15 protein-coding genes and 1 pseudogene are annotated in these 18,473 nt (G+C 36.2%); 2 read left to right on the top strand and 14 right to left on the bottom strand.

All coding sequences use genetic code 11. The annotated features are described in order from the left end of the window. Positions 1-7: 7 nt before the first annotated feature. The 11 genes from AN161_RS03215 to AN161_RS03165 all read right to left on the bottom strand — a co-directional run bounded on the left by AN161_RS03215 (position 8) and on the right by AN161_RS03165 (position 9,567). Entirely contained in the window at positions 8-802 is a 795-nt protein-coding gene (locus AN161_RS03215) for a M55 family metallopeptidase (RefSeq protein ID WP_053592939.1), read from the bottom strand. Next, on the bottom strand, positions 799-1,491 hold the full coding sequence (locus AN161_RS03210; protein WP_082339598.1) for a M15 family metallopeptidase: 693 nt from the start codon (positions 1,489-1,491) through the stop codon (positions 799-801). The genes AN161_RS03215 and AN161_RS03210 overlap by 4 nt, the downstream gene beginning before the upstream one ends. Positions 1,492-2,252: 761 nt before the next feature. Beyond that, positions 2,253-3,002, bottom strand: coding sequence for a creatininase family protein (locus tag AN161_RS03205; RefSeq protein WP_053592938.1), 750 nt, complete (start codon positions 3,000-3,002; stop codon positions 2,253-2,255). Then, positions 2,974-3,624 carry a bifunctional 4-hydroxy-2-oxoglutarate aldolase/2-dehydro-3-deoxy-phosphogluconate aldolase gene (locus AN161_RS03200; RefSeq protein WP_053592937.1) on the bottom strand — a complete coding sequence of 217 codons (651 nt, stop codon included), beginning with the start codon at positions 3,622-3,624 and terminating at the stop codon, positions 2,974-2,976. The genes AN161_RS03205 and AN161_RS03200 overlap by 29 nt, the downstream gene beginning before the upstream one ends. Positions 3,625-3,634: 10 nt before the next feature. Further along, positions 3,635-4,552: a phosphotriesterase-related protein gene (locus AN161_RS03195; RefSeq protein WP_053592936.1), complete on the bottom strand. Its 918-nt coding sequence runs from the start codon at positions 4,550-4,552 to the stop codon at positions 3,635-3,637. A gap of 20 nt (positions 4,553-4,572) precedes the next feature. Then, positions 4,573-5,841: a PTS ascorbate transporter subunit IIC gene (locus AN161_RS03190; RefSeq protein WP_053592935.1), complete on the bottom strand. Its 1,269-nt coding sequence runs from the start codon at positions 5,839-5,841 to the stop codon at positions 4,573-4,575. Positions 5,842-5,844: 3 nt separating this feature from the next. After that, the gene (locus tag AN161_RS03185) at positions 5,845-6,132 is read right to left on the bottom strand and encodes a PTS sugar transporter subunit IIB (RefSeq protein ID WP_053592934.1); all 288 of its coding nucleotides are present in this window, start codon (positions 6,130-6,132) and stop codon (positions 5,845-5,847) included. A 1-nt stretch (position 6,133) separates the two neighbouring features. Then, entirely contained in the window at positions 6,134-6,574 is a 441-nt protein-coding gene (locus tag AN161_RS03180; RefSeq protein WP_053592933.1) for a PTS sugar transporter subunit IIA, read from the bottom strand. Positions 6,575-6,591: 17 nt separating this feature from the next. Beyond that, the gene (locus AN161_RS03175) at positions 6,592-7,344 is read right to left on the bottom strand and encodes a GntR family transcriptional regulator (RefSeq protein WP_053592932.1); all 753 of its coding nucleotides are present in this window, start codon (positions 7,342-7,344) and stop codon (positions 6,592-6,594) included. A 479-nt stretch (positions 7,345-7,823) separates the two neighbouring features. Continuing rightward, on the bottom strand, positions 7,824-8,867 hold the full coding sequence (locus AN161_RS03170; protein ID WP_053592931.1) for a P1 family peptidase: 1,044 nt from the start codon (positions 8,865-8,867) through the stop codon (positions 7,824-7,826). A gap of 1 nt (position 8,868) precedes the next feature. After that, entirely contained in the window at positions 8,869-9,567 is a 699-nt protein-coding gene (locus AN161_RS03165; protein ID WP_053592930.1) for an aspartate/glutamate racemase family protein, read from the bottom strand. Between the two features lie 557 nt (positions 9,568-10,124). Between AN161_RS03165 and AN161_RS03155 the strand changes: the two genes are divergently transcribed. Beyond that, positions 10,125-11,519 carry an alanine/glycine:cation symporter family protein gene (locus AN161_RS03155; protein WP_053592928.1) on the top strand — a complete coding sequence of 465 codons (1,395 nt, stop codon included), beginning with the start codon at positions 10,125-10,127 and terminating at the stop codon, positions 11,517-11,519. Positions 11,520-11,575: 56 nt separating this feature from the next. On the opposite strand, the gene AN161_RS03150 is transcribed toward AN161_RS03155, so the two are convergent. Together AN161_RS03150 and AN161_RS03145 are read right to left on the bottom strand one after the other, a co-directional pair. Beyond that, entirely contained in the window at positions 11,576-13,537 is a 1,962-nt protein-coding gene (locus AN161_RS03150) for a methyl-accepting chemotaxis protein (RefSeq protein WP_053592927.1), read from the bottom strand. A 295-nt stretch (positions 13,538-13,832) separates the two neighbouring features. Further along, a complete protein-coding gene (locus tag AN161_RS03145) occupies positions 13,833-15,512 on the bottom strand; it encodes a methyl-accepting chemotaxis protein (protein WP_053592926.1) in 1,680 nt (559 codons plus the stop codon). Positions 15,513-16,042: 530 nt separating this feature from the next. On the opposite strand from AN161_RS03145, the pseudogene AN161_RS03140 reads away from it, so the two are divergent. Beyond that, a pseudogene (locus AN161_RS03140) lies at positions 16,043-17,072 on the top strand (IS1595 family transposase). A 204-nt stretch (positions 17,073-17,276) separates the two neighbouring features. Here the strand turns inward: AN161_RS03140 and AN161_RS03135 are convergent. Continuing rightward, complete coding sequence (locus AN161_RS03135; protein WP_053592925.1) at positions 17,277-17,810, bottom strand: hypothetical protein; 534 nt, start codon at positions 17,808-17,810, stop codon at positions 17,277-17,279. Positions 17,811-18,473: the final 663 nt, after the last annotated feature.

Raw genomic sequence — 18,473 nt, 5'->3', positions numbered from 1 at the left:
TCGTTACTTATGTTAAGAACTGTAAAATTCGAAGCACCTCATAAAAATCATCCGTTACGAATTCCACTGTATTATGTGGTTTAAACGTAGCGTTAGGATAGAATGAATTTCGATATGCCCGAGTATGATCACGATAAATGATTTCCACCACAAAGTGTTCAGGCAATGTCACTTGCAAATCTTCACGCGACACCTTCATGGAGGACGCAACAAGTCGTTTCGTTTCCTTAATCGTCAGCTGCGGGCTCACGCTAATAGTCGCATTCCCTATCCCTTCTTTTGTAGCAAATGTGATGATGTTGTCATTGATAGAGCTAATTTCTTCTATTAACCCCACATCCCCGCTTACAAATGACACCGGTACACCATGTAAAGCAGCTGCGTAAGTATTAATTAAAAATTCACTTGCATACTCACCATTAATTTTCACATCAGCAAAAACACAAAGCGTATGTGCTAAAGGGTTACGTTCACTTCCACCTTTACTGTGATAGCCAATAAAAATCGCGCGGTCAAAGCTTTTATCAAGTCCCGCAACCATACACATCGGGTCATACGTCCAGCCACGAATGACCTTACAGTTTACTGGTAAATTAGAAATATCAAGATTACGTGCTGAATCATGAGCATCCTTTAATAAAATTTCAGTTGCTCCGCCAAGAATAGCCCCCTCTATAGCGGCTTCTACTTCCTTTGTCATTTGCTTTTGAAAAAACTGATAATCTGGCGCATTTAACTCCGTTTCACTCCAAGCTGTTGTGCCAGTAATCCCTTCAATATCTGCACTAATATATACCTTCATAGAAATCTAAACTCCTTTACTTCATTGTCTTGGATCATTGCTTCCACAGCCCCATAATTAGCTTCTTGCGCATCTACACGTCTTGCCCATGAAACATTATTAAAATCGTAATGCCACCATTCCTCAGAATAATTCGTAAAGCCAACCATTGTCATACAGTTATATAGAAGACGTCGATGAACACAGGCTTCCCAATCTTCCTCTGGATGTTGTTCGAAATAACATGTCGCAGACTTTTCACTGATTTCATCAAATGCTGTACCAAGATTTAAAGCATTACCGTCCAAATCTCCTAGTGTCAGATCAATCGCTCCACCGGTTAAATGGGGTGCGAGATGAGCATGCTCAGCGCTAGGGAACGCAATATACTTTCGTGTTTCTCTAACAACCTCTTGTTCAGTAAAATGCGGAAAACGCTGTGCGATTTGCTTTGAAAAACTCGTAAACAAAAATTGTTGCACTTGGAATGGACGATAGCCATCATATAAAATAAGGCTATAATTTTTAGACAATAATAATAGCGCTTGTGTTAATCGCTCATACACACCCTGACGTAAATAAATGGCTTGTAAACTGTTTGGTATTTTTTGATGATAGTAAATTGGCTCAATAAAAATCCTAGCATGTTCTGCTCCAATTTGAATTAATGGTTCGTTATTTTCGCGAATTGCTGGTGTTGATTCCCTCATTGATGTTTTCTTTGCCTCAATGGGTTGAAAAACGGCGTCATGTATAGTACACACCTCCACTTTCAGAATTCGATAAAATTTTTAGATAATTCAGTTTTTATTGAATGTATCATACCTTAAATTTATTGACTAGTTAAAAAAATCAATATTACAGAGTAATAGCTATTCTCTTCTTTTCAAACAACATACGCCAAATAATTGATGCAAGAAGTCGAAAGACAATGTTTTTTCACCTATTTAGGAATTTTATTCATGGAGGGGATAGAAGATTACCGAAATATAATAAAAAATGACGAATTTAAGACTCTTCGAGGATTTCCTTATTCGCCATAACGTGTGGTTGATTTCCGTTTCGACTGGGTGCTTTCTTACCTCCAGTGATTTCAGATAAATTTTATGCGAAAAATTGAATTTGTTTAGCTGGGAGGGGTACCCCTCCCAGCTAAACTTTTCACACACCAATAAGACCTAACGAAATTTTCATTTTTTCGCAAGGTCGAATATAATATAGTGAAATTACCATTTTACGAACAATTTGAAGCTACTCTAGGTCAGTAGTTTAACAGATTATATCGCTATGAAAGTTCCTATGCATGTAGATATAATTCGTTTATTGGCTTCTGGTATTATGGACGATTGCGGATAATAAGAGATAGCTCTAGCTCCGCTTCTAAATTACTGATGGTATGGCTAATGTGTAAGGTTTAGATTTAAATCCAGTTTCAGTGAAATTTATCAGAGGTCTTTTTGTATGCATACTATTATTGTCTTATAACAAATTCTTTATAGCCTTCATTTACTAGTTTAATCATTTTATCAGTAAATATTTCTGCCATTTTCTTACCTTTGTCTTTTGTAGCAAGAGTGGAATCTCCGAATACACCACTTTTACTTAAATCACCAAGTGAAATTGTAGATGCTCCGTAGAGATCTGGTGTCTCAGGATATTCCTTAATAGATTTGTCCATATCAACTAGTGTTTCATTAACATGGAGCATTAATGAGGTCTCAAACTCGCACGCATGAATCATACCATTCCAAGTTGGAGACTCACATACTTCTTTAATTATTTCACTCAATCGAGGATAGAAGAGGTAAATGACTGGCATATCAAGCTCATCTTCCAACTCTCTAACTGCATACTTCATAGATGAGTTGTTAGAATCATGCCCATTTATTAAAACAAGCATCTTTCCCCCATAACGTGATACGCTATGAGCAACATCTTTGATAACGGCTTCTACTAAATCTTGTTGTAGCGATATAGTTCCAGGAATATCTCGCCAAACCCATGAATAGCCAAAGGGAAGTGTTGGTGCTACAAGAGCACCAGTTGCTTTGGCCACTTCCTTCGAAAAATATTCGGAGAGGTAAATATCTACACCTAATGGTAAATGGTGACCGTGTTGTTCAGTTGCTCCTAAAGGTAATATTACAACAGGAAATTCATCTAAACTCTTTTTAACTTCGTCTCGTGTCATATTAATCATTAGTTTCGGTTGATTTTCCATCAATTTCATTCGCTTTCTTTATTGAATTAATAAATAATTTAGCATTACTTTTAATAACAGGGATATCATTTTGAGTTGCTCCTCTAGAAACTAGTTCACTGCCAATCCCAAAGTGATGTATACCTAATTTTTTATAGAATTCAATATTTTCCGGTGTAACTCCACCAACAGCCATAATATTTATCTTGGGAAACGGACCACTAATAGCTTTTAAATAATTCTCATTGAGACTATTAATAGGAAATAGCTTGAGGTAGTCAATGTTCAGTTCTAAAGCTTCGGCAATTTCTCCAGGAGTGAGTACTCCTGGATATACTGTTAAATCTGTTTCTAAAGCTTTCTTCACTAGTTCTTTATTCCAACCAGGAGTAATAATATACTGAACTCCCGCATTTTTTACTGAATACAACTGTTCTTCATTTAGAACAGTACCTGCTCCTAAATAAATTTGTTGCGGTGTAAAATGAGAGGCTAAAGTTTCAATACATTCTATACCCAACGTTTCATTACTTAATGAGACTTCTAAATTCGTTATCCCTTCATCAATTAAGGCTTGAGCTATTGGAACAATATCGTTTGGCGAAACATCTCTTATTATGGCCATTAAATTATCAAGTTTCATTTAATCACTCCTAAAATTTTGCTAACCAATCAGCTGGGTTTGTATAGAAAATTTGATTAATAGCATGTTGGGAAATTCGTTCGTTCAACATTCTAGGAATGAATTTTTGTTTAATATATCTAAAGCCAGGACCACCACCATAAGCGTGTAAATAGCTTTGTCGCCCCATATCTCCTGATATGAGTAACTTATGACCATATCCATGTGCCAGAACATTTTTAATTAAATCTATTCTAATATTATCCGGATAATATTTAACTTTCCCAGGTCCATCGAATTGGATATAGGCACCACGTTCTAAAATATTTAAGTGATAATAAGGATCAGCATTTCTATCACTATGTCCTACAGCAACCAAATGCAAGTCTACCCCTTCATCCTCTAAAATATCTAACATTTCTATTCCCTGTGTTCCAGATTCAGTATGTAACCATACAGGAGCACCGGTTATTTTTTGGGCTCTACCGACAGCTCGTGTTATCTTTTCTTCCAGTGGATGTATAACGTTATACCATGATCCAGCCTTTAATATTCCAGCTTTTGCATCGGATCCATCCATTCCAACTTGTATATCATGAACTAATCTAACTACAATTTGATCGATACTTTCTGTTTCAACCCAATCATCAAAATAGATATGTTTATTGAAACCCGTGACCCCTAATACATTAACGCCACTTTCCTCAGCCATTTTTTTAAGTTTATTACCATCTCTTCCATAGTCGAGGGTAGAAGCATCTACCAAAGTTTCACCCCCGATTTTTTTAAATGTTTTTAATTCTTCTAGGGAAGCTTCGTAATTTGTTAGTTCAAAGTCACGATCTTTTTGTTGTGGAGGAGGACAACACCATAAATGTTCATGAGAATAAGTAAACCCTAGTGCTTCTTTGCTAATATCACCTAAAACAGTTCTAATTTTGTCAGTCATATTTATCACTCCTTTAAATTTTATATTGTAATACCAAACAGGGAACCGATTAATCTAATAAGTAAAGCGACGATAATAGCATCTGTAGACGCAAACCACAATCCGCTTATGCCATAGTCGCTCAAATCAATAATTGGATAAGCTAGGGCCACTATCATTTGAAATGAAAATCCTAGTACCACGCCAGCAATTATGGCGCCACGACGTCCCCCCATTGCATTCCCGAATACACCTGCAGCTCCTCCCATAAAGAATAAACCAATCACGGAAGGTAAGACCACAACAGGTAGCATAGTAGAAATGAGTGTTGCTCCCAATCCACCTACTAAGGCAAATAAAAATCCTATAGTCGTTGCCGTTGGTGCAAAAGAATAGAAAATAGGGATATCTAGCGCTGGTTTTGCACCTGGAACAAGTTTTTCGCTAATTCCTTTGAAAGCAGGTACTAACTCACCTAGGAACATTCTAACTCCTTGTAATAATACAAGAATACCGACAACAAAAGTGAACGCTTGCATGATTGCAAAGAGAGCAATATTTTGACCACCCGAAAGCTCATTCATAAGTTTAGTGTCGACAAAGAATGAAGTGACTAAATAAATAATAGACATAACAATTCCCATTAATATTGACATTTCTTTTAAGAAATCTAACTGCTTTGGAACATTCATGTTCTCAGCCGAGTGTTCTTTATTTCCCAATTTCCCACCAATCCAACCACTTATCCAAACAAGGGAACTCCCCCAAAATCCAAATCCTACACTATCGTTATTAGTTACTTTTCTTACGAAAGGCTGTGCTAATGCAGGAAATAGCACACTGGAAATCCCTTGAATTAATGAGCCTAGTAGAATAGCTTTCCATCCGTGAATGCCCATTTGATCAAAAACGATTGCCATTGTCGCAGCAAAAGAAAACATCATATGGCCAGTTAAGAAGATATATTTCCATTTTGTTATTCTGGCTAGTATAACGTTGACGATAAAACCAAAAACTAGAATTAAAGAAGTTTCTGTTCCTAGAACATTTTGCACAGCAGCAGCTATAGCATTATCTTCTGCTATAACGCCAGTTAATTTGAAAGCGCTTTCAAACATTTGACTAAATGGAACCAAGCTACTTACAATGATGTTTGCCCCTTGTTGTAGCATGATGAAGCCAAAAATAGTTTTTAAAGTACCTTTAATAATATCGGATCCAGATTTTTTGAGAGCTATAAGCCCAATAGCTGCGATTATCCCTAAAATAAAGGCAGGGGTTGATAAAACTCCAGTAATAAAACTTAGCATATTTTATCCTCCTCGTGTATGGTATTCCGTAATATATGGCAGTACTTTTTCTTCAATTTCATTTTTATCCAGTAAGTTAATGATGGGTACTACAGGTATATCATTATTTTCAAGTTCTTGCGCTATTTCGCTTGATGCTACTATCAAATCGGCGTTTTTTCCTTTTGCAGAACTTAAATCGGTAGCTTCTCCATCAATTGTAAAACCATTTTTATTTCCTAAATCTTGAATTTCCATTAGTAACATTAAACTCGTTCCAAACCCCATACCACAAACAGTCAAAATAAACATTTTAACTAACTCCTCTCAAAATATTATAGATTTCCATTGTGTCAGTTGACTCTTTTAACCTAGTTACTTTTTCTTCATTCATCAAGACGGCGCTTAAATCTCTTAACATATCTAAGTGAAATTGTTTGTCTACACCCCCAATCGGAATAATAAGTTTAACGTCATCATTTTGTGGATGTCCAAAAGATAGAGGAGTTTTGACTCTCACAAAAGCTATACATTGTTCGTTCACTCCGAATTCTGGTCTTGCGTGTGGAATAGCTATGTTAGGTGCTAACACAATGTAGGAACCTAACTTTTTATAACCATTAATCATTTCTTCTACATAACTTTGTTCAACACTGTTAGATTGAAGCAGTAAATCTCCAGCGAATTGAATGGCTTCTTCAGGAGATGTAAGCTCCACATCTAATGCAATTTGTTCAAATTTTATTGGTAACATTATATCTCTCCTTAAGTTTATGGAATGATGTGTTTTTTTCTTCGGCCTTCTAGTTCAACAAAATACTCATATCTATCGCCACGTACAACCATATCTACTACTTCTACAGGAACTTTGTTCTTTATGAATGAAGTTCTTCTAACGTGTAAGACGGCAGTGCCTTCCGGAACCCTTAATTTAGTTGCTTCATATGAGGTAGCAGACCTAGCTGTTATAACCTCCTCAGCACTTTCTAAAAAAATGTTGTATATTTCCTCTAAATCCTTATATAAAGAATCAGAAGATAGACCGTTTTTTTCCAAGTTCGGGACATACTTGTTTCTTAAATAATTTATCATTATAACAACTGGCTCATTTTCGACTGCACGTACCCTTGCAATAGATACAACTTTTTCGTCTGGCCCCAGTTTTAAAGAGTCACGCAATTTTTTTGAAGGTTCTACTTCCTGAATACTTGTTTCCAAAGTTAAAGATTTTTTCTGCTTAATCCCCATTTCTTCAGTCCAGCTAAAAATAGTTCCAATATCTTGTGTCATTTTGTTATTGTTAACAAAAGTTCCTCTTCCTTGCTGCTTAACAACAACACCACTTCTTTGTAACTCATCTATAGCGTTTCGGACTGTCATTCTGCTAACACCATAAAGTTTTTCTAGTTCTTTTTCAGTTGGAAGAACTTCCCCAATTGTCATATTTTTCTCTATATATTCTGTCAGAACTTCTTTCAATTGAATATACAGAGGTACGGAAGATTGTTTGTTCAATTTTTTCAATTTGTTACCTCTTTCATTTTTCTTGATTACATCATATAACATCATGACCTATAAGTAAAATATTTATTAAAGGTTATTACCTTTAAGTTTGAAGAGAGTGATTAATTATTGAAAGTGTTTGTAGGCATTTCGTTGTTTCAGGATTACTAGTAGATCGTAAGTTTCTATTCATATAAGTAAAGAAATCTACTAGATGAGCCTTAGTTAATTGAATCAAATTTAATTGGTAATAAAAAAACCTCCATTTTGATACTAATCAAAATGAAGGTAAATTTTTCTTTTTCCCTACTAAACAGGCCAACAAAATAGTATTTTTATTAATATTTCGTGCCCTAAAGATGAGGTTTCATTTACAGAAGAACAAATATGACATTGAATACTTTTTTTATCAAAGCTAAACCAGAACGATCTCGCTGGTAGTAAAGAGCTAAAATTTATATGCTCCAATTTTATCTAATGACATCCTATCATTCATAAAGTCAAAATTGATAAGCTTCAACTGTATGACCATTTCGACCAATAGTAGTCTGTGCCTGTGATAGTGAATTTAAAATGGCTTCCTCTGTTGCTTCTGCAGCTGCTGCAAATAATTGATTCATAATAGGGTGATCCTCACGTAGTTGTGTACGTGTTTCAACAAGCTGATCTGATAGATGAGCGATATGGTGTGCTGTTGTGAATCCAATGACAATATCCCCGCTACCATGTGAAAAATGACTACCTGTACGTCCTAGTCCAATGCCACAGCGTTTAATGACACGTGTCAGTTGACGACTACTAAGCGGAGCATCAGTGGCAAGTACGATGATAATGGAGCCATCTGTTGGAGATAATGTTGATTCACTTTGAGCTTTGGAAACAAGATATTGGTGTGCTAGAAACTCTGAGCTTTGCCCGAAATTACTAAGGACCATACATCCTATCGTATAGTTCGTTGACTCATGTGTCACGATTCGGGAAGATGAGCCAATCCCACCTTTGTAGCCAAAGCACATCATTCCTTTTCCTGCACCAACTGCTCCTTCCACTGCAATTTCATTTGACGCCTTGCGAATCGCCTCCACAGCATGCTCAGGTGTGACAGGACATTCTCGAATGGAATTTAAATAGCTATCGTTACATTCCCCGACTACGATATTAATAGTTCCTGTTGAATGACCTATTTCACTATTCGTATCTAGCATAAATTGCAGCGTTCCTTGTGTTACAGCTGGAACGCCAAATGTATTGGTGAGCATAATTGGCGATTCAATAACCCCTAGCTCATTCACCTGAACGAGCCCTGTCGTTTTCCCAAAACCATTTAGCACATAGCTTGCAGCAGTAACCTTTTGCTGAAACAAATTGCCCTCATGTGGTAAAATCGCAGTTACTCCTGTACATGCATAGGCTCCGTCTTGATTAATTTTCTCATCAAGCGTTACATGTCCTACATGTACGCCAGCTACATCGGTAATACAGTTTTTCTCACCAGTTGGTAACGTTCCAATGACGATCCCTATTTCTCGTACTTTTTTTGGCATATTAATCCCCCTTATGAATCGCCATATTTACAGCTGCCTGTGCATGTAAAACTGTTGTATCAAAAACAGGTACGTTAACATCCTCCTGTTTAATAAGTAATCCAATCTCTGTACAGCCTAATATAATTCCTTGTGCTCCCGATTGCACAAGGTTCCCAATCACCTGTAAATAATATTCCTTCGATGTTTGTTCAATTCGACCCAAGCATAATTCTTCATAAATGATACGATTGACCTCAGTACGCTCGTTCGCAAGCGGAACAAGTACCTCAATGCCAAACCCCTCTACTCTAGCTCTATAGAAATCTTGCTCCATCGTGTACTTTGTCCCAAGAAGGGCAACTTTCTGTAAACTAGCTTTTTCTATTTGATTTGCTGTCGCATCCGCAATATGTAAAATTGGAATGGTGATCTTTGCCGCAATGATATCAATGACCTTGTGCATTGTATTTGTACAAATGACAATAAAATCTGCCCCTGCACTCTCTAAAGATTGCGCTGCTTCTCCCAGCACTTGACCGGCCTTCTCCCACGCTCCCTCAGCTTGATATCTCTCGATTTCTTGAAAATCTACACTATACAAAATACATTTTGCTGAATGCAAGCCTCCTAATTGTTGCTTTACCTCTTCATTCATAAAACGATAATACTCTGCAGAAGACTCCCAGCTCATTCCGCCAATCATGCCAATTGTTTTCACGCAATTTCCCCCTTTAATTTGGCTTTTCATCATAACATTGGGTAGTTTTCCGTTCCGACTGGGCGCGTCCAATCAACTTAGTTTTAACAAATTTCATACCCAACTTTTGGTGATGAGCCTTTAATTTCATTATTATACTAAAAATCCTAGGAGAAATAAGGGAATTTTCGAAAAATAACCTTTTACTAGCTTTAACACTGTTCTTCCATTTCTTCAGCTTTTCTTTTCGTAATCCTTGCAAATATCTAATTAACATAACCATCACCAGAAAGTACCAATTCAAAAGAAAGTAAAATCCTATACGTTACCTCCTTTTCATTTCAATATACATTTTTCTTTGGTATTATTACTCGGTAAAATTTCGACATATTTCTGTATTGAGTACTAGCAAGTATCTATTATCTTCGTCACTGCACCGGACTTTGAACTAGATATTTCTACTATTGTAAAAATATTTTTCACATCAAATTCATTTCTATAATTCAGTATTTTCAAAAAGTGGATATATTACAAAAAAACAGTGTAGACTAAAGCGTACTGAGATTGGAGGAAAGCAAATGGAATGGATATCGAATATTGTAAATGATGCTAATAATATTTTATGGACATATATCCTCATTGTATTGTTATTAGTTGCAGGATTGTATTTTTCATTCGGCACAAAGTTTGTGCAAATTCGACTTTTTCCTGAGATGTTTCGTTTAATAGTTGAAAAAAGAGATGGAGATTCAGGTGTTTCTCCGTTCCAAGCCTTTACGATTAGCGCAGCCTCACGTGTAGGTACTGGGAATATTACAGGCGTTGCACTAGCAATCGGCGTAGGTGGACCTGGAGCGGTATTTTGGATGTGGATTATCGCCATATTAGGAATGGCCACTGCTTTTATTGAAAGTACACTTGCACAGGTGTACAAAGTAAAGGATGGCGATACGTTTCGTGGTGGACCAGCATATTATATGGAAAAAGCTTTAGGTCAACGTAAATTAGGAATCGTTTTTAGTATTCTTTTAACGTTAAGCTTTGGCTTTATTTTTAATGCTGTACAATCAAATACGATTGCAACTTCTGTAGGTGAAGCATTTGATATTGAGCCTTATATCATCGGCATTTTGTTAGTCGCGTTAACGGCCATGATTATTTTTGGTGGCGTACATAGAATTGTAAAAGTTACGCAAGTACTTGTACCAGTTATGGCTGTCTTCTATTTAATAGTCGCGCTTTTTGTTGTCGTGACGAATTTTTCTGAAATTCCTGCGGTTTTCAAGCTGATTTTCTCACAAGCGTTTGGTCTTCAGGAGGCTGCTGGTGGAGCGATTGGAATTGCTATTATGCAAGGTGTACGCCGAGGCTTATTTTCCAATGAAGCCGGGATGGGTAGTGTCCCTAACGCCGCCGCTACAGCTAATACTTCACATCCTGCAAAGCAAGGGCTTGTGCAAAGCTTAGGAGTATTTTTTGATACAATTATGATTTGTACTGCAACAGCGTTTATCATTATTTTAGCGGGTCTATACAATACTGGTGAAAGCGATGGAATTATTCTTACACAAAATTCCTTAGCTGTACATGTAGGTGGATGGGCTCCTTACTTTATCGCTATTGCGATTATTTTCTTTGCCTTTAGTTCCATCGTTGGAAATTACTATTACGGTGAATCTAATATTGAGTTTATGAATGCTCATAAAGGTTGGATGTTTGTCTACCGTATTTTAGTGCTTGGTATGGTGATGTTTGGTTCTATTGCACAGGTACAGCTTGTTTGGAACCTAGCAGACCTGTTTATGGGACTTATGGCTTTAATAAATATTGCGATTATCATGTTACTTGGCAAAATAGCCTTCCTCGTGTTAGACGATTTTACAATGCAACGGAAAACCGGCAAAAATCCTGTATTTTATGCAAAATCAATTCCAACATTGAAAAATACAGAATGTTGGGAAGAAGATCGATAATGATACAAAAACGCCACTCCTCAAAGGAATGGCGTTTTTTGGTATGTCTAATTATGTTAATATTTAAATTGACTAATTAGCTTTTTTAGCTCATCTGCCATATGCGCTAGAGCTTGTGCAGAAGCATTAATTTCTTCCATCGAAGCTAATTGTTCCTCTGTAGACGCCGCAACGTCCTCAGAAGCAGCTGCATTTCCTTTTGCTGAAGATGCCAAATCCTCCGTAACAGCTGTCACCTCTTGTACACTTGCTGACATTTGTTCAGAGGCAGAAGACACCTCTTCCATTTTAGGAGTAATTTTATCCATGCTTGCCTTTATCACTTGGAATTTCGTGATGGCTTCATCAGATACTTGTAGACCATTTTGAACATCTTCTGTAACTTTTGCCATGATGTTTACAGATTGTTCTGTTTCTAACTGAATGCCTTGGATTAGCTCGAAAATTTGTTGTGCAGATTCCTGCGATTGCTCCGCCAGCTTTCTTACTTCATCCGCAACGACTGCAAAGCCTTTTCCGTGCTCCCCAGCTCTTGCTGCCTCAATTGCTGCATTGAGAGCAAGTAAGTTAGTTTGATCCGCAATGCTTGTAATCACATCTAAAATGGACGTAATTTGCTGAGAGCGTTCATGTAATGTTTGAATTTTCGTATTTGAATCAGTTACCGATAAATGAATAGAATGCATTTGATCTTTTGTATTTCGGACTGCTTTACCACCTTCATCTGCTTGTAGCGTTGCGTGCTGTGAAAAATCCGTCACAGTAGAAGAGATTTCCGCGATATGAAGAATGGCCTTAGAAAGTTCATGTAACGATTCTGCATTTTTGTTGGCACTCGTCGTTTGCGTATCTGCACTTGTAGCAACATCTTGAATCGAAATGGCAACCTTTTCTGTTGCGATACTCGTTTGATTGGCATTGGCTGTTAGCTCTTCTGCCGACGATGCTACCTCCTCAGCGTTTTGTTCTATTTTTTGAATAAGTGTCCTCAGACTGTCTTGCATATCGTTAAAGGCTTGCCCTAGCTGTCCAATCTCATCACGAGAGGTAATCGTCACTTTCTCAGTTAAATCACCATTACTAATTGTCACTGCGCTATCCTTAAGCGATCTAATCGGTTTTATGATTCCCTTCATAACAAAATAGAAAACAATCGTACTTATAACAATCGCAATAATTAGCACGAGTAACGTATGATATAAAATGGATGATGCCGATTCGTCAATTTCCTTTGCAAAAATTGTGCCGGTAATTTTCCAACCCGTCAATTTATTCGTTGTAAAGAACATAATACGATCATCACCGTCAAAGACGTATTCATACGTGCCAGATTCGCTTTTGTACATCTGATCTAGAAAGCTCTCTTTTAATTCCCCACCCGCTTCTAAAGAAGGGTGTGAAATGATCATATTATTTTCGCCAAAAATAGAAGAATATCCATTTTTTCCGATATTGATTGAGTCTGCAATTTTTTGAAGGTCTGTCAATTTTATATCAATGGCTACTACCCCAGATTGATCTTTTATCTGACGAGCAACTGTTACGACCATATCTCCATTTCCTGCATCTATGTAGGGATTCGTTATTACAGTTTCGCCCTTTAATGCCGTAGCCTCTTTATACCAATCTCTTTCTAAAGGATTATAATCCGCGCTATTCAATCTTGGTTCTTGAATAAATGCTCCCTCATTTGTTCCAATATAAATGCTTAAAACATCCGGACTCACCTTCATATATTGCTGGAAATCAGCTAATATTGCGGTTTCCTTCTGTTCATACATAGAAGAATCTATTTCCTCGCTATACACATTGACCTCATTTATTTTTTCACTAATGGTTTTATCAATAAGCGTATTTAAAATTTCTACACTTTCATTTGCACTAAATAATATTTCTTCTTTTATCGAATTTTTTGCCGAAAGATACGAAAAACTTCCTACAGTAATAACCGGGATTAGCAAGATAAGAGCAAATAACGTGTAAAGCTTGCCCTTAAAGCTTCCAAATAATTGTTTCATGCAACAGCTCTCCTTTTGTCTTTACTAGTTCTTAAAATGTGTTTTGTCCAATTTTGTGATTTCTTTTTAGACTCTAAAAGGAATGCCACCTCCTGGTTCACAACCTCCTCCTTTTTTATCGATTTAATTTCACCCTAGGCTTTTATCGGCCGAAATACTTAAATTCAAACCCCATTTTTCATTTTTTTGATTTCTGTAACATAAATTCTTCTATTTATGCACTTCTTCATCATTTAACTAAACATAGAACCCCTATGTATCATGCTTTAGCTATGATGCATAGGGGCTCTTGTTGTTAGTATTTAAATGTCTGAATTGATTCCTGTAAGTCAATCGCCATTTTTGCTAAATGTGTAGAGGCCGCTGCTACTTCTTCCATCGCTGCATTTTGTTCCTCAGAGGATGCCGCAACACTTTGAACATTACCACTCGATTTCATGGATACTTCGCTAATATAGTCGATTTCTTTTACAAGTTTTTCAATATCTAAATGTATCGTTCGAATTGCCGCTGTCACTGATTCGGTCTGTGCTTGCACGTCATTAATGGCATCGTCAATTTGTATGAAATTATCTCTCGCCACATTTACTTTTTCACGACCAACTATTACTGAATCATTACTATTAATCATGTCTTCCTCGATAACCCTTGTACTCTCAGTAATTTGCGCAACAACCTTTTCAATATCTACTGCAGCTAAATTCGATTCATCTGCTAGCTTCCGTACCTCTTCTGCTACTACGGCAAAGCCCTTGCCATGCTCACCGCTTCGTGCTGCTTCGATAGAGGCATTGATGGCCAATAGGTTTGTTTGGGTCGCAATATTTTTAATAACATTGACGGCAGAAACGATTGCCGCTGTATTTTCATCTAAATCTTTAACACGTGTACTTAGCTCTGCTGTATTATCCGAAATTTCATTCATCTGTTCAATGACATTACGAACTGAGGAACGCCCTGTGCTAGCCATATTTTTGGTTTCTACAGTTGCATCGTTAACATGATCAATACTCGTTGATATGTCATTCATTTTTTTCAAAATATGCGAAGATAAGTTTCGTACATCACCTGTCAATGTATCCTGTTTTTCGATACCATGTGCAATATCTTGAATCGATTCTGTGACAACTTCTGTTGCCTGTGTCACTTCCATACTACTCGCCGTTAGCTGCTCGGAAGTTGCTGATACCTGTTCAGATGAATTACCAACTTGCTTCATAGTATGTCTAAGCTTTTCCGACATCGAATTAAAGGAAGCTGCCAACTGTGCAAACTCATCTTTTGTTTTAAATTGCAGTTGCGTTTGTAAATTGCCATTTGAGAATTTGTCCATTTCTACTACAGTTTGTTGAATATTTTTCGCTACTCGTCGACCAAAAACTGTCGCAATAATAATGCTTATAAGTAAGGACACTATTGCTAATACAGCAATTTCTTTGCCACTTCTGTCGCCTTTTTGCTTTGTAGCCTCTATACGCGCCTGCATTTCGTCCTGCTGAGCTGTAGCCATCGTTTTCCCAAACTCAACGAGCTTCAGAGAGCCTTTCCCTAAAATCGGTAATGCCAACTGCTGTGCTTGCTGTTTTTCACCACTTTGAAAAAGAGGCACAATTTGTTCATCTATAGGCTTTTCCCATTCCTCTAACTGCTTTAAAAATTGTTCAAAATCTGCATTTTTATGTCCAAGTTCTTCAATACGATGAATGGATTTATGTAAGGTATCTCGTATTTCAAGATGATTGTTGAGCATATCTTCTTTCCCATATAACATATACCCTCGAATGGCTGCATTTGCCCGAACCGTTTGGAAGGAAATATCATTATACAAGTTCATTAATTCCGTGTTTTTTTCGATTTCCGCAAGTGTGTGTTTATTATCATTTAAATAATACATTGCAATACTAGTGATTAGTAATAGAAATACTAATACTATACCAAAAGCAAATTGTAGTTTTCGTTCTACCGTTAATCTCATTCGATTCCCTCTATTCTACTATTTACATCAACTATCTTGATTATAGACCAGATATACCTATTATCCTATAAAGAGTGCGTCTTTTCTCATGAATTAACACTAAAATTTTACAAAAATTAAAACACATCTCCAAATGTCTTGACTTCTGTAAATTCAGTTTTAATAGTTAAAAAAAGAACACATAGCAAGTCATCCAGCCAAAAATGTCCCTACGGCTCGTATAGGTCTAATTCCTAATACGATGCCAAGTATGATTTTTGAATAGACACCTCTCTTACTATAAGATCACCTCCATAACAAGGATTGATTTCCGTTCCGGCTTGGCGCTTTCCTGGATGTTTTTAGAAAAAACTTTTTTAAAAAACAACGGTTTGTGAGCTTGTATCATTGTCATCAAGCTGGTCTTCATTCCTAAATTTGGATATAATATTATTATAATAATGGCTCTGTTAAAGATTAATGTTGAAAATTGATACCTTTCAATTAATTGGTTATAATAAGAACAAACATTCTTAATGGAGGGTTCAACGATGAGTAAAGCCTTTAGCAATTTATTAAAACATATCGATAAATTATCTCATACAGATAAAGAACGAGTGTTTCAATGGGTAAAACGCTATGTTGAGCCTTCCTCAACTGCTGATGGTCGGTTAATTGATGAAATGAGAGAAGTGCGTTTTAAAGAAGGTTTTGAATGCCCTCATTGCACCTCAGAACATATTAATCGCTTCGGTAAAGTGAATGGTCGTCAACGATATCGCTGCAAGGCTTGTCGTAAAACATTTATGGATACTACAAATACAATTCTTTATCGAACTCGAAAAGGTAATGAATGGATTGCTTTTGTTGAATGTATGTTTAAAGGCTATTCCTTGCGTAAATCAGCAGAAATTGTGGGCGTTACTTGGGTTACATTATTCTATTGGAGACACAAGTTGTTATGGGCTCTTAAACAAATGGATTTTGAACAATTTGATGGTATCGTTGAAGTGGACGAGACTTATTTTTTGTATTCTCAAAAAGGGCAACGTGGCATTAGTGAACGTAAACCACGTAAGCGAGGCGGCAAATCAACACTAAGAGGGATTAGCAAGGAACAAGTCTGCGTTCTAGTTGCAAGAGACCGAACTAAATCAACCGTTTCAAAAGTGGCTTGTATGGGGCGTGTTGTGAAAACTAAAGTTGACGGTATGATAGGCTCTAAACTAACACCTAATAATGTACTTGTAACAGACGCTTGGAGAGCTTATAAAACGTATGCCAATGAAAAAGGGATAGAACACTACCGTATTTAAATCAGACGATGGGAACCACGTTATCAAAGGTTTGTATCATATCCAAAATGTAAATGGACTTCATTCACGTTTAAAACATTGGATACATCGTTTTAAAGGGGTAGCTTCTAAATACCTTGATAATTACCTTGCTTGGTTTTTATTTGTGGATAGTCATAGTAATGAAAGTACAAAGCATAATATTAAAGAATTTCTATTGACATCGTTTATTTTTGAAATGACAGAAACCTATCAAAGTTTACGTTTATCGAAATTCAATCTGTAATACTCGTTTGACTACTAGGGCTTTCACCAGTTTGTGAGGATTTGCAGCGTTAAACGAAATAAAGTTACCAAACGACGCTTTGGGGATGTTTGTATATTAACTTCAACGTAGAATATGTCGAGTTAGTGCTCTTCATATCTCGGTCGTACCAAGAGCTGAGGGCTTGAAAAAGAGTAGGCACATAAATTTATGTGCCTACTCTTTTTATGGTTGATATACAAATCTTAATGTTTGTTTTGTGTAATAAATATAAGTAATTACTGATAAACTTGGCGCAACACCACTTGCATATACAGTTACTACATAAGCATGGTCACCTGTAAGAGCTGCTTCTGCTAGTTTTGTAGGCCCACTGTTAAATGCTTTGGCAACTGCTATTGAGACACCCCCGCCTGTAGGTATTGCAGCAGCTTCAATTATATCAAGAATAGACATCTGTAAGCTTTGTCTATCTTTCATATCGTTTAAAACTTTATTACTTAAATAGCCCTGATGTTTAATAGGCTTATCTACTTCAATTACTGTGTAACCATTAAATGGTTCAATAAGGGTATCATTCAAAGGATTTAAACTTAAGTTATTATCCAAATCAACTTCAATTACTGTATGAGTAATATTTTCTTCAACATAGGAATTTTCTTCAGCGTTGGAATTTTCCGAAAAATAAATTACACTTAATAAAAAGATGGTAACGAAAGAAGTTAAAAATTTTAAATAGTTACTAGTTTTAACAGTCATATACTTTTCCTCCAGTCCTTTTTTACGACATATCCATAATTTACATCATTAACAAAAAATGTAAATAGAAAGGAGGCTAGAATCTTATGAAATTATATTTGATGATTATGTTTTGGAGTTCAATTTTGGTGTTAGCTATTCTAATTATTAAAGATTATCAAAATAATGTTAATCCGTTTACCGAACCTCTCACTGCTCTTGTGTATTTAATAATTATTTTTTGGATTATATTTTTTTCTATAATGTATTTCACAAAGTATAAGAAAATTAAAATGGATTAGAAGTTGCTACTCTTACTCTTTTTTATTTATTCCCTTTCTTCTAGCCAACTGTAGAAGGCTGATAGAATATCGCTGTTTTTTAGTAAATATAATATAAATTTCAAATAAAAAAACGTTCCCAAATGTAAGTTGGGGGACATTTTAAAAAGGCACGAACGTTGATTTAACAGCGTTTCGTGCCTTTTCTTGTGAACATTTTTTATACATTATTTTATACAGATGGCTCAAATGGTTGAAACAACTGTATTTGCGCTTGAGGGGTGTGTTCTCTATCTTGCATAAAATCGTGTATATTCCTTATTGTTGTAAATCTCTCTTACTATACCTAAATCACAATAAATCAGGTTTCAAAAATTATATTTTTAAAAACAACAATTAAATT

This window comes from Lysinibacillus sp. FJAT-14222 (assembly GCF_001278875.1).
GTDB classification, from domain to species: Bacteria; Bacillota; Bacilli; order Bacillales_A; family Planococcaceae; genus Lysinibacillus; species Lysinibacillus agricola.
This window is presented reverse-complemented; position numbering and strand designations above follow the sequence as displayed.